Source organism: Paenibacillus sp. LX16 (assembly GCF_036252815.1).
In the GTDB taxonomy this organism is placed as follows: domain Bacteria; phylum Bacillota; class Bacilli; order Paenibacillales; family Paenibacillaceae; genus Paenibacillus; species Paenibacillus polymyxa_B.
Genome location: NZ_CP141152.1, coordinates 4680954 through 4703548, shown reverse-complemented (window position 1 = coordinate 4703548; position 22595 = coordinate 4680954). Strand labels below are relative to the sequence as shown.

Annotated in this window: 20 protein-coding genes and 1 riboswitch; of the genes, 15 read left to right on the top strand and 5 right to left on the bottom strand. The window is 46.5% G+C overall.

Going from position 1 to position 22595, the window contains the following annotated elements:
- Nucleotides 1–231: 231 nt before the first annotated feature.
- Nucleotides 232–1215: a metal-dependent hydrolase gene (locus T3H97_RS21070; protein WP_328800790.1), complete on the bottom strand. Its 984-nt coding sequence runs from the start codon at nt 1213–1215 to the stop codon at nt 232–234.
- Nucleotides 1216–1418: 203 nt separating this feature from the next.
- Between T3H97_RS21070 and cyoE the strand changes: the two genes are divergently transcribed.
- The gene (cyoE, locus tag T3H97_RS21065; RefSeq protein WP_013311855.1) at nt 1419–2363 is read left to right on the top strand and encodes a heme o synthase; all 945 of its coding nucleotides are present in this window, start codon (nt 1419–1421) and stop codon (nt 2361–2363) included.
- 90 nt (nt 2364–2453) lie between these two features.
- Here the strand turns inward: cyoE and T3H97_RS21060 are convergent, their stop codons facing one another.
- The 3 genes from T3H97_RS21060 to T3H97_RS21050 all read right to left on the bottom strand — a co-directional run bounded on the left by T3H97_RS21060 (nt 2454) and on the right by T3H97_RS21050 (nt 4388).
- On the bottom strand, nt 2454–2798 hold the full coding sequence (locus T3H97_RS21060) for a toprim domain-containing protein (RefSeq protein WP_023990198.1): 345 nt from the start codon (nt 2796–2798) through the stop codon (nt 2454–2456).
- Between the two features lie 165 nt (nt 2799–2963).
- A complete protein-coding gene (locus T3H97_RS21055) occupies nt 2964–3074 on the bottom strand; it encodes a YjcZ family sporulation protein (protein ID WP_250240291.1) in 111 nt (36 codons plus the stop codon).
- Between the two features lie 141 nt (nt 3075–3215).
- Complete coding sequence (locus tag T3H97_RS21050; RefSeq protein WP_250240290.1) at nt 3216–4388, bottom strand: MFS transporter; 1173 nt, start codon at nt 4386–4388, stop codon at nt 3216–3218.
- Between the two features lie 223 nt (nt 4389–4611).
- Here T3H97_RS21050 and T3H97_RS21045 point away from each other — a divergent pair, with 223 nt between their 5' ends.
- From T3H97_RS21045 to T3H97_RS21015, 7 genes are all read left to right on the top strand, one after another.
- Complete coding sequence (locus T3H97_RS21045; RefSeq protein ID WP_328800789.1) at nt 4612–5094, top strand: hypothetical protein; 483 nt, start codon at nt 4612–4614, stop codon at nt 5092–5094.
- Between the two features lie 16 nt (nt 5095–5110).
- A complete protein-coding gene (locus tag T3H97_RS21040; RefSeq protein ID WP_328800788.1) occupies nt 5111–6262 on the top strand; it encodes a transglutaminase domain-containing protein in 1152 nt (383 codons plus the stop codon).
- A gap of 20 nt (nt 6263–6282) precedes the next feature.
- Complete coding sequence (locus T3H97_RS21035; protein ID WP_328800787.1) at nt 6283–8364, top strand: peptidoglycan D,D-transpeptidase FtsI family protein; 2082 nt, start codon at nt 6283–6285, stop codon at nt 8362–8364.
- 176 nt (nt 8365–8540) lie between these two features.
- Nucleotides 8541–10619, top strand: coding sequence for a peptidoglycan D,D-transpeptidase FtsI family protein (locus tag T3H97_RS21030; RefSeq protein WP_328800786.1), 2079 nt, complete (start codon nt 8541–8543; stop codon nt 10617–10619).
- 82 nt (nt 10620–10701) lie between these two features.
- Entirely contained in the window at nt 10702–11451 is a 750-nt protein-coding gene (locus tag T3H97_RS21025; RefSeq protein ID WP_061829851.1) for a Cof-type HAD-IIB family hydrolase, read from the top strand.
- A gap of 51 nt (nt 11452–11502) precedes the next feature.
- Nucleotides 11503–11982, top strand: a complete 480-nt coding sequence (locus T3H97_RS21020) for a DUF456 domain-containing protein (protein ID WP_061829850.1) — start codon at nt 11503–11505, stop codon at nt 11980–11982.
- 138 nt (nt 11983–12120) lie between these two features.
- Complete coding sequence (locus tag T3H97_RS21015; RefSeq protein WP_328800785.1) at nt 12121–13755, top strand: putative polysaccharide biosynthesis protein; 1635 nt, start codon at nt 12121–12123, stop codon at nt 13753–13755.
- A gap of 17 nt (nt 13756–13772) precedes the next feature.
- On the opposite strand, the gene T3H97_RS21010 is transcribed toward T3H97_RS21015, so the two are convergent.
- The gene (locus tag T3H97_RS21010) at nt 13773–15062 is read right to left on the bottom strand and encodes a DUF2515 family protein (RefSeq protein ID WP_328800784.1); all 1290 of its coding nucleotides are present in this window, start codon (nt 15060–15062) and stop codon (nt 13773–13775) included.
- Between the two features lie 236 nt (nt 15063–15298).
- On the opposite strand from T3H97_RS21010, the gene T3H97_RS21005 reads away from it, so the two are divergent.
- The 7 genes from T3H97_RS21005 to T3H97_RS20975 all read left to right on the top strand — a co-directional run bounded on the left by T3H97_RS21005 (nt 15299) and on the right by T3H97_RS20975 (nt 22474).
- Nucleotides 15299–15643 carry a thioredoxin family protein gene (locus T3H97_RS21005; protein WP_328800783.1) on the top strand — a complete coding sequence of 115 codons (345 nt, stop codon included), beginning with the start codon at nt 15299–15301 and terminating at the stop codon, nt 15641–15643.
- A gap of 219 nt (nt 15644–15862) precedes the next feature.
- Nucleotides 15863–16795 (top strand): COX15/CtaA family protein, encoded by a 933-nt coding sequence (locus T3H97_RS21000; protein ID WP_068941894.1) that lies wholly within the window; start codon nt 15863–15865, stop codon nt 16793–16795.
- A 129-nt stretch (nt 16796–16924) separates the two neighbouring features.
- Entirely contained in the window at nt 16925–18691 is a 1767-nt protein-coding gene (locus T3H97_RS20995) for a UbiD family decarboxylase (protein WP_328800782.1), read from the top strand.
- A gap of 51 nt (nt 18692–18742) precedes the next feature.
- Nucleotides 18743–19468 (top strand): Cthe_2314 family HEPN domain-containing protein, encoded by a 726-nt coding sequence (locus T3H97_RS20990; RefSeq protein WP_328800781.1) that lies wholly within the window; start codon nt 18743–18745, stop codon nt 19466–19468.
- Between the two features lie 125 nt (nt 19469–19593).
- A riboswitch (SAM riboswitch) is annotated at nt 19594–19733 on the top strand.
- A 135-nt stretch (nt 19734–19868) separates the two neighbouring features.
- On the top strand, nt 19869–20891 hold the full coding sequence (locus T3H97_RS20985; RefSeq protein ID WP_165148501.1) for a methionine ABC transporter ATP-binding protein: 1023 nt from the start codon (nt 19869–19871) through the stop codon (nt 20889–20891).
- Nucleotides 20888–21556, top strand: a complete 669-nt coding sequence (locus tag T3H97_RS20980) for a methionine ABC transporter permease (protein WP_025723588.1) — start codon at nt 20888–20890, stop codon at nt 21554–21556. The genes T3H97_RS20985 and T3H97_RS20980 overlap by 4 nt, the downstream gene beginning before the upstream one ends.
- A gap of 75 nt (nt 21557–21631) precedes the next feature.
- A complete protein-coding gene (locus T3H97_RS20975) occupies nt 21632–22474 on the top strand; it encodes a MetQ/NlpA family ABC transporter substrate-binding protein (RefSeq protein ID WP_328800780.1) in 843 nt (280 codons plus the stop codon).
- Nucleotides 22475–22595: the final 121 nt, after the last annotated feature.

Genomic DNA, 22595 nt, shown 5'->3' with positions numbered 1-22595 from the left:
AGTTGTATTATGAGCAACTGTGATGAAGAAAATCCGGAGCGATCATGCTCCGGATTTTTTTACGCATGGCTTATCACCATTGTGAATCACGCAAGTCCGCTTCGTCAAGAGGGCGCTTTCATGAGAAGTGATTTTTTACGCGAGTGGCCAAAAAAAACAGCAAGCTCCCAGATTAAGGGGAACTTGCTGTTTGTTGTTCATACGGCTTGTTGTTAGCTTGGAAGCAGGTTTTTAATTCGTATGCAGGGAAAGGCGTTTTTGCATCTTTTCGTCACTGAGCCATCCAATATAGCTGTTGATCAGCCCGAACTGCTTATCCATCGCTACCACAGCCACGAATGGATATTGTCTCCGGTGTCGATACCTGACGTCTCCCCATCGCACAATATAGCCCCATTCCAGTTCTTCCACCTCAGCAACGGCAAAGGAGGAAAAATAGCGAAATGCCTGCACATCGCGATAGGATTTGGATGCTTCTACGGCTGGATGTGTGGATGGAATCGCATGTTTCGTCCAAAATAAGTGTTTGCCATTCAATCCGCCAATGTCATAACTTCCATTCTGATGAGCTTTTACCACATGCCACCGGTTCCATGATACGGTGGGAATGATATAATAGATGTCGCCCTCCTGACGCTCATTGTCCATATTACGTACCGCTTTTCTGGTTATAAAATGACTCCAGGTTCGCCAAATGTAATATAGGCCAATAATAACGTACAGCGTAATAAATAAGGGAGCGGGTGGAATCAATCCGGTAATCCACAGCATAATCGCAGCAACATGGGTGCCAAAAATAAAGGGATCGAAAATATGGATGATATTCCAAGATATCCACTTGTTTGTAAACGGCCGGAATGCCTGTGTTCCGTACGTATTAAATAAATCTGTGAATACATGCAGGCAGACAGCAATCGTTACCCATAATGCTACATGACCTGGGGGCACATCTCTGAAGATCAGGCAAATCAATCCTGTTATGGACAAGATCCATATCAACCAGAAGGGAATTGAATGCGACAGTCCACGGTGATTGCGAATGTAGGCTGCATTATTTTTCAACCGAAGCAAAGTGTCAAAATCCGGAGCTTGTGACCCTACGACTGTAGCGAGCAGTACGACTGCGGCCAACTTTGGATCTCCGGCGACAACAGGATCAGTGTAGGCCAGCCCGGCCAATCCGATTCCCATGACAAAGTGTGTGGCTGTATCCATATCTGTCGCTCCTTTTGTATTGTTTCCTGTACTTATTACTACCCAAATTTACTGTAAACGATCAGCAGGGGCGATTTACCATCGGAATTGTGAACGTTTTGTGCGTTTTCTGTCAAACTTTTTGGGGTAGGTATATGATAAAATTTATATCGGAGTTCAACTTACTCCCGAATTCATACATCTCTAAGGGGGAGTTACTCACAATGGATAATATAAGTTATAAGACTTCTTCGGATGCGGCTACCTATTCTGTAAAATCTAAACCACCCGGTAAAGCGGGCACTTGGAAAGATTTTATTACAGTTACCAAGCCAGGCATCCTTCGTACCAATCTGGTTGCAGCCTTTGGTGGTTTTTGGTTAGCATCGCAATGGGACGTTGACTATATAAAGCTAATTCTTACACTTTTAGGTACAATGCTGGTTATGGCGTCTTCTTGTGTTTTTAACAACTATTTTGACCGTGAGCTGGATTTGAAAATGGAGCGTACACGTAATCGCTCACTGCCAACAGGGCGTCTGACCCCTACAACGGTGTTGTCATACGCTATTATTTTGGGTGTTGTCGGGTTAGCTGTTCTATTCTTCTTCTCTGGTGTAAAGGCAGGGTTACTGGGATTACTTGGTATGTTCGTTTACGTCGGTATTTATACACTTTGGTTAAAACGTTCATCTACATGGAGCACATCCATCGGCGGTATTTCTGGTGCAATGCCTCCTGTGATTGGTTATGTGGCCGCTTCGGGTCGTATTGATATGGGCGCTTGGCTCTTATTCGCTCTCCTGTTTTTATGGCAGCCGCCTCACTTTTGGGCACTTGCTATTCGCAGAGTTGAGGAATATCGCGCAGCAGGATTTCCGTTGTTGCCAGTCGTAAAAGGTATCCATCGGACCAAGATCCAGATGATTCCTTATATTGTATTGCTGATTCCGGTACCCATCCTTATGTATGCTTATGGATATGCCGGTATGATTTTTATGATCGTGTCCGTGTTACTGTCCGTGCTGTGGGCATTCTATGCCTTTAAAGGTTTTACGATTAAGGAAGAAGAAACGGATTCCTGGGCAAAAAAAGTATTTTTCTTTTCCATTAACCATCTGACACTCAGCTTCTTGCTGATGATCGTCGATACGGTTCATAAGTTCTAATGTCATTTTAGAGGCATTTTATAGTGCATCATATAGCTGTCCAACAGGCATAAAAGCGGCCTGAGGACAGCTTTTTTGTTATTTTCAAGACTAAAGAACAGGTGGCGGGTATATAATGTATTCTTCCAACCCTGCTTTTTCCAATTGAGCGATCACATATTCATCTGGAGTGCCTTCTACGCCAGCATAGCCTTTGCGTGTATACATATGAAATGCATCCGGAAAAGAGTCTGCAAGCACACCCCTTATTTTTTTCCCTGAGCTGTCATTGTCCATAAATAAATATATTTCGTCGTGCTTGGCCCGCTTGTGTAGGGATTCTAGTTTTATAGAGTTTAGTGTGCCGAAGGTGCATAAAATGTGAACCTCCGGGTCAAGTAATCGGCGAAGTTTGCTGCGGTCATTTTTCCCTTCGACGATCACGGTTATCGCCATTTAGCTCACCCCTTGTCTGATACATATGCTCGAAATTCCCCGGGAAATGAAGAATATGTGTATAGTGTAGCTCCAAATAGGGTTCTCATGCAAAAAATAACAAAACAGCCTGCCAGAAGTGGCAGGCATGGGTACAAGGGGCAACATGTTAGGGCAATTCAGACATTAAAACCAGCAAGTACGGAGAATGATGACGAGCAGAATATAAAGAACAAGAATGATGCCAGTTGAAGTTCCAAAAACAGAACAAGGGTTTACAGGATGACAGTGGCTCACAGGCTGCACCTCCCTTTGTTAGTGAATGTTCAGTCAAAATAGTCTATGTGGATAGAGGCATAGCGTACTGTGCATTTGTCCTCTGAAACGACATTTTGGGCTTTAAAGGTAGCATATTAGCGTACCGCTGTCTCAGACTAGCTAGGAATGATAAGGTCCTGAGGCAGACAGTGGCGGCGTCGGAGATAATCGCTTAATAGGAACGAATAGCAGGCCAGCCATCAGAATCAGAAATGCGATAAAAAAAGGAGAAATGTGATCGGGTAGCTGACCTGCTAGTACAGGTCCTGCAAAGGAGCCGATAGATGTTGCAATAGACTGTAGTGCAAAGGTTTTGCCCAGTCGCGCACCTCCAATTCGTATGAAAAGGGAGGCCAGCGCTGGAAAAATGATGCCTTTGGCTGTTCCTAAAATAAAAAGTATAATGCCAATCGCCGCTTCGGGCGTGGTGGCGAGTGCGTAAAAACTTAGAGACATCAAAATAATGCCACAAAGTAGTCGCACCATTGGTGAATATTTGTTCAGAAACAGCAGACTGAGCGTGCAAAGTGCTCCCAAACTGATGATGGAAAAGAGCAATCCGGTGGACATCATAGACGCAGAACCGTTATTCCGTAATGGAATTTCGTAAAATAAAATGCCTTGTGCACACGCCAAAACAAAAGGCAGGAGCAGGTAACGCCAATTGAATGGTAAACGCGTCTTCTGTACCCCGGATAGTGGAGCAGATGTCGCATGACCATCTGATAATTGGGCCTGTGGAGCGGGTGCTGTTTTGGGCAAGGTGAAATAAGCCATAAGTCCCGTGACTACGAGAATGATGCCAAGGGAACTAAATGTCTCACTAAAGCCGAAACTGGCTACGATAAATGCGCCGGCGGCTGGAGACAGGACAGAGGCGAGCGTGTGAACGACACCGTGTCCCGACATATATTTGCCTTGCGTAACTGGATGATCGGATAGCTGTGCCAACATGGCCAGACAGGCCGGAGATAAAAAGGCCAACACAAAACCGCTAATCGCACGAAGAAAAAGTAATTCCCACGGTGTGTGGATGTACGATTGAATGATAAGGATGATGCCTGCGGCTGTTAGGCTAAACATAATATATCGGCGGCTGCCGTGTTTGTCGACCTTGGGACCGGCCATCAAATTACCAGGCAGATGAGTTAGAGAGTAAATCCCCATCATCCAGCCAATAAAAGTAGGTGCTGCACCCAGGGAGATAGCGAATGGTGTCAAAATAGGATATTGTGCATGCAGATCGAAAAAAGCAATGAATAAAAAGAGATACAGCCAGAGGGCTGTTTTCATGGGATGACCCCCTTCCCTAATGTAAACTTTCATGTTGCACTACGTATCTGCCCTTCCTAAGTTGTACGCTGGAGTGGACGAACATAGACCACTTTGTATGGACAAGAATTGAATAACAAGGTGTGTAAAAGAGCTAAGCTGACAGGGCATCACGTAATCATGTATAATTACAGAGACAATTTTCTGATTTGAATGATGTAGTTGAAAACGGGAGTGTAGCGAAATGGATAAGGGCGTCTGGACAGAGTTTTTGGAACATAATTGGCAGATTGTTCAGGATAACTGGATGTATATATTAATTGGGCTTGTCCTACTGTTAGTCATATTGAAGATTGTAAGAACTCTCGTAAAATGGCTGATTGTCATTGTCGTGATTGCGGGCTTGCTTATCTACAGTGGCATTTCCTTTGAACAGGTCGGCAAGGTCGTTACTCAGGCAAAGGATGATGCGATTAACAAGGTTCAAGGCGAGGCCTTGAACATGATGATCAAGGAGGGACGGGATGCCCAATACACATCCAACGCGGATGGTACGTTTTCGGTAACCAGCTCCAACTTGGAAGTGAAAGGTCCATTTGATGGTGACAAGGTCAAGGTATGGTTTCAGGGGATGTCGCTGGGCGAGTGGAGTATGGGCGATACCGTTAAGAAATATATCGAAAGTGCGAAAGGCACGGCTGTAACACAGTCGCCACAGTCGCCGTAGAGACAGGAGGAACACAATGAAACCATCCTGGCTGGAGCCTATTCTTCATTGGAATGGCGTGACGGTGTTTTTGATTGTCATTGTACTGCTGTCGTTGATTCAGGGCTGGAGACGAGGAGCTTCCAGATCTGTAGGGGCGCTGTTCAGTCTCATTGTGGATGGCATACTGACTGTGGCGGGTATTTTGTGCTCGCTCGGGTTAGCCATGTGGCTTTCACCGAAAGTTCAACAATGGCTGGCGGCTTACATGGAACATTTGCCTCAGCGGGAACTAAGCGGGATTGAGCAATTTTATTATACGTTGGTGGCGGGGTTAGAAGGTTTTCCGCTGCTGCGGTTCGCCGTATTGTTCATGCTCAGTTATGCTATCGCCCAATTTGTACTACGTGCAATTTATGTGTTGATGGTAGGTGGCAAGTCAGATTCTCATCTCCGTGAGCATGAAAAAAAATCAGGCTTTCTCAGTAGGGTGGCAGGGGCTGGAATAGGTACTCTTATCGGTGGAGCACGCGCTATCATGGTTATAGCCCTGCTATTCATAGGCGTAAGTCTGTATCCAGACAGCGGGTTTAGCAGCTACGTCCAAGCTTCGCCGATTTATAAGCAAGGAGCGCAATCGGTCATTGAGCCGTTATCCGGTACACTGATTAAGGATAAATTGCCCGTATTTACGCAGGCCGTTACTAAGGAATTAAATGGTATCCTGCAGCGAAAATACGAAATGATTGACCGGGAAATTCCGAACGATATCGGTCAGGCTGCGGCCAAAATTACACAGGGGATGAGCGGTGATGAGCAAAAAGCCAGAGCGTTGTATGAATGGGTAGGTACCCGTATTAGCTATGATTTCAGTAAGGTAGAAGCCTATGAGCAGCGTGGTGACTGGCATGAACAGACCCCTAGAGATACGTATGATACACGTAAAGGAGTCTGCATTGATTATGCTCGCCTGTATGCGATGATGGCTCGGTCGCAGGGACTACAGGTCAAGGTGGTGACAGGGCTTGGTTATAACGGACAGGGAGGATACGGCTCCCACGCATGGAATGAAGTGTATTTGAGCGCACAGGATCAGTGGGTACCGTTAGACCCAACCTGGGCGCAAAGTGGGGACTGGTTTAATCCACCTGGTTTTGCCCAAACACATATCAAGGATAAAGTGATTTAAGAAGGAGTGGAAAAGGGCACATGAGAAAGATGGACAACGAGCAAGGAAAAGACAATGAGACATCCGACCGAAAAAGATTTAGCTTCCGGATCAATCTGTTCTTTTTCAGCTCGTTCATTATATTTACAGTCATTATTGTAAGATTGGCGATACTTCAATTTGTAGATGGACCTCAGCTTAAGCAGCAGGAGGCCAGTAATGTTACCAAAAATGTACCGCTTACGCCGATTCGCGGAACGATTTATGATTCAACCGGACAGAACAGACTGGCGTATTCTACACCTGTACAATCGCTGTATATCACACTCTCCAAGAACTATAGTGACAGTATGGAAAAGTTGCGTAATCCTGATAAAAAATTGTTGCCTGAGCTGGAAAAGATGACACAAAAGCTGGCAAATCGGTTTGCTCAATATGGTAATAAAGATGAGCCGAAAATGACGGCAGAGCAAATTATGGACGCTATGGACCGGAACTATCAGAGATTTAGCGGTTTTACGCCGCGTCTGATTAAAACCAATCTTAATAAAGATGAAGTTGCCTATTTTATGCAGCATAAGAGTGAGTTCCCGGGCGTAGATGTCGTAGAGGAAACGGTACGTCATTATGATCCTGATACGGTAGCTGTTCAAGCGGTTGGCTACATTAAAAGTTATAAAAGTGCGCGCGAAACATTGGATAAATATAAGAATATTCAAAAATCCATGTCAGCTGAAAATGATCCGGGCCTCATTTATATGGATAATGAATCTGTTGGCTTTGATGGACTGGAATATCAATATCAGGAACAATTACGTGGGAAAAATGGCTATAAAACGGTTCCAATTGATCCACGGAATATGCCGGAAGGTGTAGATTCTGTTACTCCTCCGCAAAAAGGGAATAACATTTATTCCACCATTAATAAAGAGATTCAGGTCAAAACAGAAGAAGCCATTACGGATCAATTGAGATGGCTCCATTCACATGCTGTATCTGGCAAGACTCATCCTTATGCCAAAACAGGCTTCGCTGTAGCGATGGAAGTAGATACAGGAAATGTGGTAGCTATGGCTAGTATGCCGGATTATGATGCGAATTACTGGCAAACGGGTACGATTTCAAAAGACAAATATGAAGAAATAAAACATGTGTATCAAAACGCTACAATTAAGAATGTTGGCTCAGGCCAATCTGGACAGCACCCAGATTCTACCGTGCTTCTCGGATCAACTATTAAACCGCTGTCTGTTCTTATTGGATTGGAAGAAGGACTATTTACAACAAATACGTACTATCAAGACACAGGAGCTGCTTATTTCGGACGTAACAACTCCTCACGGGTGCGCAACTCATCCGGTCATGTGTACGGTTCAATGGACCCGGCAACCGCTATTCGCCATTCCTCCAATGCCTTTATGGTCGATATGGTTGGCAAACGATTATATAACAAATACATCAACAATGCCGCAGAAGACCAGGGCGTTAACGTATGGGATCGTTATATGAAGGAGTTTGGATTAGGTGTTTCTACTGGAGTAGACTTGCCCGGTGAGTTCAAGGGGCTTTTAGAATATACGAAAAAAGACGAATCAGCCCTCTCCAAACTGGCATATGCTTCCTTTGGCCAGCAAGGCAAGTATACTCCAATGCAACTTGCCCAGTACGCAACGATGATTGCAACAAAGGGCAAACGGATGGAGCCGCATTTGGTCAGTCAAATTAAAGATACCAACGGCAATGTAGTTCAAACAATTAAGCCGAAGGTGCTGAATGAAGTGAAATTTCCAGATGCTTACTGGAATGAAGTCATACACGGGATGTCAACAGATGTCAGCGCATTTAAAGGTTTCCCTTATGACTTTGCTCGCAAAACGGGGACATCGCAGCAAAGTGTGGGCAGAGAACTAAAAGATAACGGGGTATTTATTGCCTTTGCTCCACGTCAGAACCCCAAACTTGCAGTAGCGGTTGTTATTCCTGAAGGGGGCTTTGGGGCCTGGAGTGCTGGGCCTGTTGCACGTAAAATCTTTGATGCTTACGATGAAGTGTACGGTCTGGACGGTGTTCCAAAGAAAAAGGATGAAACAGCAACCGATCCTAACGCAATCAAACAGCCATAATCATTTTATACGATATCATTTCATAAGAGCTTCTCTTAGCCTTTGGGCTGCGGGAAGCTTTTTATGCTTTTTCTACGTTTTCTTACAAAATTGTCATCTGGGAATTCATCGTTTATTGCTTTTGATATGGTAGGATCAGGAATATATCCTATTGGAAGGAGTAATGACAAGCTAATATGGACAGAGGAAGTTTGGATAAAAAGTTTTCATTCAAAAAGAAAAATGTTGAAGAGAATGAAGAGTCACGAAAAAAACGGACGGTTTTACGAACCAACCTGCTGTTTTTTAGTGCTTTTGTGCTGTTTGCCCTGATCATTACCAGACTAGCTGTATTGCAGTTTGTACAATCGGAGGAGCTGAAAGGCCAGCAGCAATCCGTAAATACGAAAAATGTCCCGTTAGCCCCGAGTCGCGGCACGATTTATGACTCCACAGGTACGGTTAAGCTGGCGTATTCGACTTCAGTACAGTCCTTGTATGTAACTTTATCTAAGGATTATAGCAAACGTACGGAGAAAGATCGCAAGCCGGGGGAAAAGCTGCTCCCTGAGCTTAATGCTTTTGCTGCCAAGCTTGCTGCCAAATTAAACGAACTGGGTCGTACCGAAGGAGAGCAACTTAATGCAGAGGAAATAAAAAAGAGACTGGACCCGGACTATAATCAATATAGAGGATTTACCCCACGTTTGGTCAAATCCGACTTGAGTCGGGAGGAAATCGCTTATTTTCTGGAGCATCGGACAGAGTTCCCTGGTGTAGAGGTTGTAGAAGAAAGTGTACGTCATTATGACCCGGATCGGGTGGCGGTACAAACGATTGGATATATGTACAAGTTCAAAGGAGCTCGAACGAACCGGCCCAAATATAAAGAGCTCTATGAAGCTAATTCGGAGGTTTTAAAACCGGCACAGGTTTATTCGGAAAGTGAAACGGTCGGATATGATGGCTTGGAGCTTCAGTACCAGGACGAGCTGAGAGGAAAAAACGGATATAAAACGGTAGAGGTCAATCCTCGCAGCATGCCGGAGGGCATTGAATCCATTACTCCTCCTGAAAAAGGACATCATTTATATTCCACCATCAACAAGGAAATTCAGCAGAAAACCGAACAGGCTATTATGGATCAGCTTCGCTGGCTTCATACTCATGCCGTATCGGGGAAGCTTCATCAAGACGCAACCACTGGCTTCGCTGTAGCGATGGAGGTAGAGACCGGAAATATCGTGGCAATGGCCAGTATGCCGGATTATGACTCTAATGTATGGAAAAGTGGAAGTACCTCACCTTCGGTATATGACGAAATTCAGCACAAAATGGGAAATGGAACAATTAAATCTGTACCTAGCGGAAAAGCGGGTCCACATCCAGAATCCTCGGTGCTTCTGGGTTCAACCATTAAACCGCTGACCGTGCTGATCGGGTTGAAGGAAAACCTGTTTTCTCCCGGACAGACTTATCAGGATACGGGAAGTGCGTACTACGGCAAAAATCGCTCCAGCCGGGTTGGGAATTCTAGCGGACATGTGTATGGTTCTTTGACACCTAGCAGGGCAATTGAGGTCTCGTCTAATACGTTTATGGTAGATATGATCGGCAAGCCAATGTATGGCAAATACGGAAGTAATGCAGGGGTGCATCAGGGAATTGACGTATGGGACAAGTATATGAAGGCATTTGGACTAGGCGTACCGACAGAAGTAGATCTGCCGGGCGAGTGGGCAGGCAGACTTGAGTATATGAGCAAGCATGAAAGTGCGCTGACACGTTTGGTACAGGCATCCTTTGGTCAGCAGGGAAAATATACAGCGATGCAGTTAGCCCAGTATACAACTGTGCTGGCAACAAAGGGCAAGCGTATGCAGCCTCATTTGGTCAGCAAAATTGTAGATGATCAGGGGAATCTCGTACGTGAGTTTAAGCCGCAGGTGCTGAATGAGGTCGCTTTTTCAGATACGTACTGGAATACAGTGATTCGAGGTATGGCTACAGATGTTAAAGCCTTTAATGGATTCCCTTATGATTATGCCCGTAAAACGGGGACTTCCGAGCAGGTGGTGGGACGTACGGTTAAAGATAACGGGGTGTTCATCGCTTTTGCTCCCCGTCAAAATCCGAAGCTGGCAGTAGCGGTCATCATTCCTGAAGGGGGCTTTGGTGCGACGAGCGCTGGACCGGTTGCGCGTAAAATATTTGATGCGTATGACGAAGTATATGGGCTAGATGGTACTCCTAAAAAGCCTCTGGCAGCAAAGTGAGGACTTGAATTTTTTTGTGGGCTTCTCTTTTTCATGGTAAAATGTCGTTGGACATAAGGGACATACAGGAGGAAGAGAGACTATGGGAGAAAACCAATATAAATACAAACTGCTTGCGCTCGACATGGATGGAACCTTACTGAATGATAATCATGAAATTTCCTTGGAAACGATTAACTGGATTAACAAGGCGATTCAGGAAGGGATCCATGTATGCTTGTCTACTGGACGTGCAGCGATGCATGCTCTGCCTTACGGTCAGCAACTCGGCCTGGAGACGCCAATGGTAACTGTAAACGGCAGTGAGGTGTGGAAATCACCCCACGAGTTGTGGCGCCGTTATTTACTTGATAAGGAGCTCGTTCGTAAGATGCACCAGATTGCCGTAGAAACAGGCTCTTGGTTCTGGGCTTACTCAACGGAGGAATTATATAACAGAGATCGTTGGCCGGATACATTGGACACACAGGAATGGCTCAAATTCGGTTATAATACGGAAAATGACGAAATTCGCCACCAAATTTTGCTTAAGCTTCAGGACATGGGTGGACTTGAAATTTCCAATTCTTCGATGACAAATCTGGAAATTAACCCGGCTGGTATATCCAAAGCCAGTGGAATCGCTGAAGTGTGCGACCTGCTTGGCATTACTCTGGAGCAGGTGGTTGCCGTTGGCGACAGTCTGAATGACCTGGCTGTGATTCAAGCGGTTGGACTGGGTGTAGCAATGGGAAATGCTCAGGATACGGTTAAAGAAGCCGCTGATGTGGTCGTGGCTTCGAACAATGACGACGGCATTGTAGAAGTGATCCGTGATTATGTGCTTGTGTAATGAAACGAATGATGCAGCAAGCAAGATGAATGAACGAGAAGGAGGAGGCCCATGGACGTTGTAGGCTGGATTGTTGTCATTGTGCTGTTCATTGTGGGCATGGCTGGGGCGGTATATCCCGTATTGCCGGGGGCGCTCGCCATCTATTTTGCATTTTTTGTATACGGCTGGTTTTTCTCGTTTGCTCCATACAATGCATTGTTTTGGATTATACAAACATTAATCGTCGTTGCCCTTTTTGTTGCAGATTATGCTGTGAATGCCTGGGGAGTCAAGCGATTTGGCGGCTCGCGTCTGTCGGCGATCCTCAGCACTGTCGGGATTATTATTGGTCCCTTCGTTATTCCGGCATTTGGTCTGATCTTGGGACCATTTATCGGCGCTGTGCTGGGTGAGCTAATTGGCAAAGCCCCGCTGGACCGAGCTATTAAAGTGGGCTTTGGCTCTGTATTAGGCCTTTTTACCAGCACCGTGATGAAAGTGATTTTGCAGCTTGCCATGATTATTGTATTCTTGATTTGGGTGCTATGACCCGAGATTCGTTTTCGTTTATTATGATTTGCAGAGACAGAATCGACATGCGGCTCCGCACCGGTGATGGCTCAGGCCATGACTGTTTGTGCGGGGCTTTTGCATGCGTGTGAACAGCAAGAAAGAAGGGAACGCATTTTGTCCAATAAAGAAACATTCCTTAAAGGTACGCTTATTTTAGCCGCTGCCGCCTTGGTGGCCAGAGTGCTTGGTCTGGTACAGCGTGTTCCATTGGAGCATCTGCTCGGTTCCGTCGGGAACGCCTCGTTTACCATTGCGAACAACGCTTACTTGATGCTGCTCACGGTGGCTACGGCCGGCATTCCAAGCACGTTGAGCAAAATGGTTTCAGAACGTTATGCACTGGATCGGCCTTCGGAAGCGCGACGTGTGTATCGAGCGGCTTTGATATTCGCGGCCGCGGCAGGCATTATCATTACAGCGCTACTGTATTTTGGAGCGCCTTATTTTGCCGAGCATGTAGCAGGGGTTCCGCAATCCGCTTTGGCCATTCAGGCTTTGGCACCAGCATTACTACTGTTCCCTGCCATTGCTATGATGCGTGGATACTTCCAAGGGCGCGGTAATATGACCGCAGGCGGTATTTCACAAATTGTGGAGCAGGTTGCACGGGTAGCGACCGCTATTATACTCGCTTTTATTATTTTGAAGCTGGGTTATGGAGATCGCGAGGTTGCAGCTGGGGCCTCCTTTGGAGGTGTCATGGGAAGTCTTGGCGCTCTGGCGGTCATGTTGTACTATACGGTGAAATTGCGTCGTCAGGATCGCCAGGATCGTCAAGATCAATTCCAAGAGGAAAGCTCCGCGCTACCGATGATGCGCATCTACAAAGATATTTTCAAGCTTTCCATTCCGATTGTATTGTCGTCTCTGACGGTTCCGGCGGTCAACTTTATTGATACGTCGATTGTGGTGAGGCTGCTGTCTGGTCAAGTGGGATTGGATCAGGCGACTACTCAGTTGGGTTATCTAGGCTCTCGGGCACAGAGTGTGGCGGGGATTCCGCCGATTTTGGCCATTGCGCTCAGCCAATCGCTTATTCCGATCATTTCAGCGGCATTTGCCCGTAAGGATGAGCAGCATTTACAAAATCAGATGACGCTGGCCCTGCGTATCTCTATTTTGACTGGAATGCCAATTGTTCTGGCTTTATGTGTGACCGCCTATTCTATTAATGGTTTACTGTTCAGCTCGCTTGGAGGCAGTGGTATCATCGCTGTTCTGACACTCGGAACGATATTCCAGATTACGATGATGACTTCTAATTCGATATTGATCGGTATGGGCAAGCCGCGTATTTCAATGGTTAATGTCATGGTCGGGATCGTTGTCAAGTTTGCAGCGAGTTGGCTGCTGGCTGGTTGGCTTGGGATTTACGGGATCATTGCCGCAACCGGATTATGTTTCCTCGTGATTACGTTGCTGAATTTGCGTGTACTTAAAGGGATCGTCTCCTTTTCCATCATGGGCCGTCGCTGGGCAGGTTTCTTAACCGCAGTCGTCGTCTCGGGAGCTATCGGATACGGTGTAAATGAAGCCAGTATCCTGCTGGTGCATCTGATGCCTGCACGTGTAGCCTTCTTCATCGCGTGCTGCATTGCCGGTGCGACTGTACTGGTATGCTATTTGGTGTTGCTGGTTGTACTGCGCGTATTGCGCAGGGACGAGCTGGGCAACTACCCACGTATGTTGCAAAAGGTACTGCGCCCGTTAATGCGTCTACAGCGTGAGTCCACAGGACAACGAGGCTAAAAGAGTCCTCCAGTCTTTCAGTGGAAAGGTTGCAAGCTGTTATGGGCAACGTGGGCCATTGCTGTTTTTTGGATGCCATGGCGATGCTCATGGCGCATGGCAAATAACAGCGGTCGCCTTGGTTCGCTGAGATGTCCAAGTGTGGAGCCGTCCTGAAACCAGTCATACCGGGGGATTGGATCATAAGCTGTATCGGACCAGACGGCGTTCAGCTCCGGGCTGTACAGACGTTGTCCTGGCGGTAGCCATTCATGTGCTAAAAGCGTTGCACTTTCATCTGGAGAGTGCAACGCTTTTTGTTCATTCGGTGTGAACAATCCGGGCCAATAGTCGCTGCGTGAACCCGTATGCGGCACACTGTTAGCGAATGCTGATACCTGGTCCAGCACCTGCTGATGGCCGAAGAGCATAGCATAGAGACTTTTGCCAAAGCCGATCCGCTCGTCCAAATGGCCGAAACGCTCCATCACTAGTCCAGCAAGTCCACCATTCAGCCCAAGTGGAAATATAACCTGATTAAGCTGGAGCCAGTCATGCAAATAAAAGCCCGGCTTGTGTGTCACAAATTTCTGAAAATACGGATCTTTTACCACACGTCCTTCAATATAGTTTTGTTCATTAATGATGAGCGCAACAGTCAACAGAGAGCTATCCCGCCAAGCCCAGAAGCGTTCCCAAAAGGGCTTCATGAATGGCGAAACGTGAAAATAAGGCAACAAATGAAAGCAACTCCGACCCAAATGGCGGCTGTGCATGTAGAGTTGCAACTGCGGATAAGCGTCTTGAAAAATAAGGGCGTTACAGCGCTCCAGTAGCCGATACAGCCATTCCTTTTCCTGTTCGCCGAACAGGTTGCCAATCAGTCCCCCTTTCAGATCGGTCATATGATAGCCGCCATTACGAGAAACCAGGTGAGCCAGTAATGCCCAGTGTAACTCCGGGTAGCCACGATAGCATTCAAGGTAAGCGGCAGTGCGGGTGACGTTGCTGCGATTCTCCTGTGCCGTATCGTTCTTGATCCGCTCCAGTAGCTCACAGTCTGTTTCGCATAAGGGCATATTCAGAGAAGAGGGACGCGTAGCGGGTCCGTTCACCACCATTAACGCTTCAGCTTCATTCATAGCGGCCTGTGCTGTATGATAATCCCACGCTAGTTCACGCAAGGGGTAGCGTAATTTGCGGGATTCGGTCCAAGCCGCCCGTTTGCCCTCCCAAGCTTCCTCTGCAACACGGGGAACGGAACCCAGTAACTTTAGCCCTCCTTGAAGCTGTCGAGATGCTGTATGGAGCCATTCGGTGAGAGACATGACTAAATAACCTCCTTTCCAACTGCAAGCATTCCCGTATCCTGCCAAGTAAGTTGGGTATGCTGTTAGGATGTCGTCGCTTATGTGGATTCTTAAGTATATCTTTAGTATGCCTCAATGAGAGGGCTTCCAATCGGCATGTGAGCAGAATGGGGGAGTGTGCAAAAGCTTCACTTGGCGTTACAATAGAAAGTGCAATCTTTTCAGTATAAAAAGAATTTAAGGAGGAATCATCCATGCAAAAAATCGTCTCTCATGAAGACTTTAATAAGTCAATATCTACTCCCGGCGTAACGGTGGCTGTATTTAAGGCGGACTGGTGTGGGGATTGTCATTTCATTGATCCGTTCATGCCTGATGTGGAACAACAATATGCAGATAAGCTTACATTAATTGAGATTGATGTAGAACAGGCCGAAAGCGTCAGTCAAGAGCAGAATGTATTGGGGATTCCTAGCTTTATCGCTTACAGTGAAGGGCGAGAACTGGTACGTCTGGTGAACAGACTGCGCAAATCCCGCGAGGAGATTGAGCAATTTTTGGATCGGGCTGTTGAAGTCCATGCGAGCTTGGCAAAATAATAAATGCTGTACATGCATGCATGAAGGTACCAAAGTGAATTTTAAACATCAAGACATTCAGAAAGCCGCTTCCTTCTAAGGGGGCGGCTTTCTCACGGACACGTTCACATTTTGTCAACAAAGCTCGTATGTCAAGGAACGATATATCAGTTATAATTACTTTAAGTGAGCATTTCACAACATATAAAGTGAATAAATATTATATTTGGAAGGATACGGGTGAATTCTTTGAATAACAAAATCAGAATATTAAAATGGCTGGCACTCGTAACATGTATTGTCATGTTTTTGGCTACCTTCGGTGGAGGTGTCGTGACGCGGACGGATTCGGGTCTCGGCTGTGGCCGGGAATTCCCGCTGTGCAATGGTAAGCTGGTTCCGGCACATACGATCGCATCCCTTATTGAGTTCTCTCATCGCTCCGTCAGTGCCATGGCCGGGATTCTTTCTATCGCCTCATTTGTTGGCTTTTTGCTGTTTATGAAGCATCGGAAGGATTTGCAGCTATTCTCGCTGCTCACGCTCATGTTTGTCATCATACAAGGTGCAATGGGGGCGCTGGCTGTCGTCTTCTCCCAATCGGCTGCAGTCATGGGACTGCATTTTGGCTTTGCTCTTATCGCCTTTGCCAGTGCGACTATGATGACGCTGGGGGCCTGGCAGGAGCATGCAGATTCACGCCACACCCCGCGTCTGATTCCTGGGCCTGTCAGTCGGGGCTTTCGTAACTTTATATGGTTATCGACGATCTATACCTATATTGCTGTCTATTCAGGGGCGTTGCTTAGTCACTCGGTCATCCAGAAGGTTGTAAATATTGGGGGCTTCATATCTCCACTGCTGCTTCATCAGATTTCAGCTGGTCTGCTGTTCGTCATTATCTTGGCTGTGGGTCACTACTCATACCGTTATCACCCGAATCACCGGGATATCCGTATATTGGGTGTCGTATCGGTCTTGTTAATCTTGCTTCAAGTGGTAATTGGAATTATCCTGTTGTACGTCAACAAACCTGAAATCTACATGTTTATCGTGCTGGGACATATGCTGGTGATTGCATCGTTGTTCTCGATTTTGGCTTATCTGAGCTACCGTGTATGGCAATTGTCACCGGACCGCAAGTTTGTTTCGACCCAAGCACAACGTACCTAAGCATTTCATGAATCGTAGTGAAGCGGATTTTTGCCCAAGAGGCGTTTAAACACGTATAATAGCATATAAGAAACAAACCAGGCCCACGAGTTTCTCGAGGGCTTGATTTGCTTAGGAGGAATCGTCCAGTTGATCTACCAGAATCTGCGCCAATTTATTGAAGCGCTGCGTAAAGAAAATCATCTTAAAATTATAGAGGAACCTGTCGATCCTTACTTGGAGCTGGCTGAGATTCATCGAAGAGTCATTGAGGAAGAAGGGCCGGCACTCCTGTTCACGAATGTAAAAGGAACCCCATTTCCTGTAGCCAGTAATCTGTTTGGCACGAATCGCCGTGTGGACATGGCTTTTGGCCCGCGACCAGAGCAGCTGATGGACGCGATTGTAGGAGCAACCAAAACATTGTTTCCACCTACACCCAAAGCATTGTGGAATGAACGTGGCCTGATTAAGGACATGCTAAAAGTAGGGCTAAAAACAGTATCTCATAGCGAGGCCCCGGTATTGGGAGTTCGTCGTACAGAGGCTCCGCTGGCACCACTGCCTAAAGTGACCAGTTGGCATGAAGATGGAGGGCCGTTTATTACGCTTCCACTCGTGTATACCGAGAAGCCAGGTCAGCCCAAGGATCATAATCTGGGGATGTACCGCATTCAGATTTATGATGATCAGACGACGGGCATTCACTGGCAAATTCATAAAGGCGGCGGTTTCCATTATCATGAAGCGGAGCAGCGTAATGAGCCGTTGCCTACAACGATTATTATTGGTGGCCCGCCTGCCCTGATTGCGTCTGCCATTGCGCCAGCACCAGAAAACTTGCCTGAGCTGTTGCTGGCTTCGCTTATTATGGGAGGCAAGCTGCCCATGACAGAAGACCCGCTTGGGGGTCACCGGATTCCAGCAGAAGCAGAATTTGCAATCAGCGGTTATGTACCGCCACATGAACGCCGTCCGGAAGGCCCGTTTGGTGATCATTTTGGTTATTATTCATTACAGCATGATTTCCCTGTATTTCATGTCAAACATATGCATCACCGCAAGGATGCCATTTATCCGGCAACCATTGTAGGTAAGCCTCGGCAAGAAGACTACTATCTCGGTGAGTTTTTGCAACGTTTGCTGTCGCCTGCCTATCCGCTTGTGATGCCTTCCGTCAAGTCCCTGTGGGCGTATGCGGAAACGGGCGTACATGCGCTGGCAGCGGCAGTCGTACGTGAAAGCTACTCCCGTGAAGCGCTTGTATCCGGTTTTACCATTTTGGGTCAAGGTCAATTGTCATTGACCAAGTTCCTGATGCTGACAGATCGAGTCATTGATTTATCTGACTTTAACCTGCTGCTAGAAACCATTCTGGAGAGATTTAATCCAGCAAGGGATTTATTTATTTTCAATCACACGTCACACGATACACTCGATTACACAGGCCGCAAGCTGAATCATGGCAGTAAGGCCATCCTGATGGGGATAGGTGAGCCTGTACGTGAATTGCCTCGTGCTTATGAGGGAGGCGATCTGCCGGGAATTCGTGAAATTGAGCCATATTGCGGAGGTTGCCTCGTCGTATCGGGTGCGTCCTTTGAGCAGGAGCCTGAGCTGGCGGCACGTGTTTTGGAGCGATTAGCAGCGGGTGAGCAAGAGTGGCCGCTAGTTTTCATTGTGGATGATGCCAAAGAAGTCGTTCGCTCTCAAGCCTCGTTTCTGTGGACGGTATTCACACGCTTTAACCCGGCTACAGATATGTACGCGGACAGCGAGGTGCGTTTGCATCATCTGAACTATAAGCTGCCGATTGTAGTGGATGCGCGTATGAAGCCGGGGTATCCGGATGAGGTGTTACCGCGTGAGGATATTGTTAAGCTTGTAGATCAACGATGGACGAGTTATTTCGCTTGACGCCCTAATTAAACCTACAGCCGGATTTTACATTTATAAGGAGGTGTAAGCATGATACGCAAGCTACTGGGTGAGCCGCCACGTGTGAACAAGGGCATCCTGCTAGATGCCATGAATAGCATGTCAGATATGTTGAACCTGCTGGAACGGCAAATTCAGGCTGGTGGAGATCCGACCCACGATTTTCGAAAGGCGGATATTTTGACACGCGGTCTAATGTCATCTCTGGATGAACTGGAGCAGAGCCATCATGCTGCCGCCTTTTTCCGAATGAAAGTGAAAGCCGGATACGCTGAAGATATGAGCGAGGATGAAAAATCCGATTATGCATTATATGTTTTCTTTTATAAAGATGGGTTTGTTCGGGTTTTCTCTATTTTGGATAAGCTTGGTAACTGGCTAAATGATCTGTGTGATTTAAAAACAGGGCAGTATAAGGCGCATTATTCGTATTTTACCGTGTTGCGGCAGCTCAAGTATCTCAAAATGCATCCTATATTGACCGATAATTTAATTGATATCAAGGATACTTACAACGATGCCATCAATCGGCTGCGTAAGCGTCGGAATACGGAGATACACTATATGAATACGGAAATGCAGGATGATCTCTGGCAACGACACCGAGCTTTGTATGGAAAAATCCAATTGGAGGACCTCGATCACCATTTGGAAGATTTGCAGCAGGGCTTGGAAATGGTGTGTCGGTCGTTGTCAATCGCCTTTACTTATACTGCGAAACAATGGGAGAACCGGGCAGTACGCCCAAAAATATGATAGAAAATATCCTTTGACAAAGCAATGTAAACTATCTATACTGAAACCTAGTTTCAGAAAAATGCTTGAATTATGTTTTTTTATATAAACTTAACGGACAGCTAAAGCTGGAGTTTAACATATTTTTCTTATCCAGAGAGGTGGAGGGACTGGCCCGATGAAGCCCGGCAACCCGTTCTTTCCCGGTGTAATACACTGGGAGGGAACATGATGGTGCTAATTCCTACAAAACCGCTAGAGTTATAGCGATTTTGGCAGATGAGAAAAGGTTCGCAAGGTGGGGCCCTTTTCATTCTGTGAAAGGGGCTCTTTTTGTATAAATAAATAGCGATTTTATACAATCCTGAGAGATGACAACTGGTTAAAAGGGTAAGGAAGAAGTGAAGGAGGTCGCAGCACGTTGATAGAGCTTAAGCAGTTAACCAAGCATTATGGCAAAGGCAACCGACGCGTTAATGCGCTGTCTGGGTTGAATCTTTCTATAAAGCGTGGAGAAATATTCGGAGTGATTGGTCACTCCGGGGCGGGGAAAAGTACGTTGATCCGCTGTATTAATTTATTGGAACGCCCTACTTCAGGTGAAGTATGGGTAGACGGGGTAAACCTCACCACTGTGAGTCAATCCCAATTACAAATGCAGCGCCGAAAAATCGGAATGATTTTTCAGCATTTTAATTTGTTGTCCTCGGCGACGGTGTATGACAATATTGCATTTCCATTGCGGCTGGTAAACACGCCCAAGCAGAAGCTGGACAAGAAGGTTCGTGAACTGCTGGAATTGGTGGGTCTTGAAGAACACAGTGGAAAATATCCGTCACAGCTCTCAGGTGGACAGAAGCAACGGGTAGGAATTGCACGGGCGCTGGCTAGTGATCCTCATGTATTGCTGTGTGACGAAGCGACTTCAGCGCTTGATCCGCAGACGACGGGGTCTATCCTGAAATTGCTGCTGGATATTAATCAGCGCTTTAATTTAACCATCGTACTGATTACACATGAAATGCATGTCATTCAAAGCATCTGTGATAAAGTTGGCGTCATTCATCAGGGCGACATCGTGGAGCAAGGTCCGGTGGCGGAAGTATTTTTGAAGCCGCAGCACCAGGTAACCAAGGACTTTATCCAACGGGAGTCAGAACATCCCGAAGAGTTACAAGCAGCGATTGCGGCAGCAGGTGGCGGCGAGTCAGCGCAGGTAGTACGTATCTCCTTCTTGGGCAGTAAAACATATGATGCGATTCTGTCGCGTACGGCTCGAAGCACTGGTGTTGATTTTGCGATCTTGCAGGGAACCATATCTACCATTAAAAATGTACCCTATGGTCAGCTAATCGTTCGTTTTGAAGGAAATCATGAGGATATAGAGCATACGCTGCGCGAAGTGTCTGGGCAAGGACTTGATGTGGAGGTGATCGGACAATGAGCGAACTTGATTTTTCACAAGTGAGTTGGGAAGAGCTAGGGAATTCTACGCTGGAAACCCTTCAGATGCTTGGGGCATCCGCATTGTTCACCCTCATTATTGGTTTGCCGCTCGGCATATTATTGTTTCTGGCGAGCCGCTCCTCGTTAACTCTGATGAAGGTGATATACATTGTATTATCATTCATCGTTAACATTTTACGTTCCGTACCCTTTATCATTTTGATCGTTGCACTTATTCCTTTTACACGATCGCTGGTAGGTACCTCGACCGGGGTGTTGGGAACCATTCCACCATTGGTTATTGGGGCTGCCCCATTCTTCGCACGTCTTGTCGAAACGTCTCTGCGTGAAGTGGACAAGGGCGTCATTGAAGCCGCACAAGCGATGGGTGCCTCGACAGGACAAATTATCCGGCGTGTGCTGTTACGTGAGGCACTTCCGGGTCTGCTCGCCGCATTAACCATTACCGTCGTTACACTCGTATCCTACACGGCAATGTCCGGGATGATCGGGGGCGGTGGACTAGGTACACTGGCTATCAACTACGGCTATTATCGTTATGAAACGGCTGTAATGATCGTTGCGGTCGTGCTGATGGTCGTATTGGTACAATTGCTGCAAATGGCGGGAGATCGTCTCGTGCGGCATTATACTCGAAAATAGGGAAAACATATAGATATCCTTATTGATCAGGACGTCTGCTCCTGAATATTACAAACTTATTGGAGGGGTAATAACATGAAGAAATGGGTATTGGCTGTATTAAGCTTGACATTAATTGCGGTGCTGGCTGCTTGCGGTACAAAGAGCACAACATCGGATACAAACAATGCGAACGAAAATACAGGCGGATCACCACGTGAAGTGGAGCTGAAAGTTGGAGCTTCTCCTGTGCCACATGCGGAAATTTTGGAAGCAATCAAGCCTCAGTTGGAAAAAGAAGGGGTTCGCCTACAAGTCGTTCAGTTTAACGACTATGTACAGCCGAACGTTCAATTGTTTGACAAGCAGCTGGATGCTAACTTCTATCAACATGTACCTTACTTGGATGTGATGAACAAAGAGCGCAAAATGGATTTGGTTTCTGTGGGCGCGGTTCACCTGGAGCCTTTCGGCATCTACTCCCAAAAATATAAAAAGCTTGATGAACTCCCAGATGGCGCAACGGTAGCCATTCCGAACGATGCGACAAACGGAGGCCGTGCTTTGCTGTTGTTGGAGAAACAAGGTCTGATCAAGCTGAAAGACGCAAGCAACATTGAAGCTACCGTAAAAGATATTACTGAAAATAAGAAAAACCTGAAATTCAAGGAGCTGGAAGCGGCTATGCTGCCACGTCAGTTGCCTGAAGTAGACATTGCGTTGATCAACACGAACTACGCTTTGGAAGCGAAGCTGAACCCTACGAAGGATGCACTGGCACTGGAAGACAAGGATTCTCCATATGCTAACGTTCTGGTAGCACGTCCTGATAATAAAGATTCCGAAGCGATTCAGAAGTTGCTTAAAGCTTTGCAATCTCCAGAAACTAAAAAATTCATTGAAGATAAATACCAAGGCGCAATTATCCCGGCATTTTAAGTAGGGAACGAGAACGAATTGCACGTAACCCCCAGATTCTCTTGAACAAGAGGACTGGGGGTTTCTTTTTGAATGGAGTTGTAGGGGAAGCTTAAATATTTTATACTTGGGGGTGACCGAT

Bases quoted from the DNA above. Each gene is read 5' to 3' on its own strand.
- T3H97_RS21070 (WP_328800790.1), bottom strand. From the start codon at position 1,215: ATGGATACAGCCACACACTTTGTCATGGGAATCGGATTGGCCGGGCTG.
- T3H97_RS20980 (WP_025723588.1), top strand. From the start codon at position 20,888: ATGAGCGAACTTGATTTTTCACAAGTGAGTTGGGAAGAGCTAGGGAAT.
- T3H97_RS21025 (WP_061829851.1), top strand. From the start codon at position 10,702: ATGGGAGAAAACCAATATAAATACAAACTGCTTGCGCTCGACATGGAT.
- T3H97_RS20990 (WP_328800781.1), top strand. From the start codon at position 18,743: ATGATACGCAAGCTACTGGGTGAGCCGCCACGTGTGAACAAGGGCATC.
- T3H97_RS21005 (WP_328800783.1), top strand. From the start codon at position 15,299: ATGCAAAAAATCGTCTCTCATGAAGACTTTAATAAGTCAATATCTACT.
- T3H97_RS21035 (WP_328800787.1), top strand. From the start codon at position 6,283: ATGAGAAAGATGGACAACGAGCAAGGAAAAGACAATGAGACATCCGAC.
- T3H97_RS21030 (WP_328800786.1), top strand. From the start codon at position 8,541: ATGGACAGAGGAAGTTTGGATAAAAAGTTTTCATTCAAAAAGAAAAAT.
- T3H97_RS21050 (WP_250240290.1), bottom strand. From the start codon at position 4,388: ATGAAAACAGCCCTCTGGCTGTATCTCTTTTTATTCATTGCTTTTTTC.
- T3H97_RS21020 (WP_061829850.1), top strand. From the start codon at position 11,503: ATGGACGTTGTAGGCTGGATTGTTGTCATTGTGCTGTTCATTGTGGGC.
- T3H97_RS21060 (WP_023990198.1), bottom strand. From the start codon at position 2,798: ATGGCGATAACCGTGATCGTCGAAGGGAAAAATGACCGCAGCAAACTT.
- cyoE (WP_013311855.1), top strand. From the start codon at position 1,419: ATGGATAATATAAGTTATAAGACTTCTTCGGATGCGGCTACCTATTCT.
- T3H97_RS20975 (WP_328800780.1), top strand. From the start codon at position 21,632: ATGAAGAAATGGGTATTGGCTGTATTAAGCTTGACATTAATTGCGGTG.
- T3H97_RS21010 (WP_328800784.1), bottom strand. From the start codon at position 15,062: ATGTCTCTCACCGAATGGCTCCATACAGCATCTCGACAGCTTCAAGGA.
- T3H97_RS21045 (WP_328800789.1), top strand. From the start codon at position 4,612: ATGGATAAGGGCGTCTGGACAGAGTTTTTGGAACATAATTGGCAGATT.
- T3H97_RS21040 (WP_328800788.1), top strand. From the start codon at position 5,111: ATGAAACCATCCTGGCTGGAGCCTATTCTTCATTGGAATGGCGTGACG.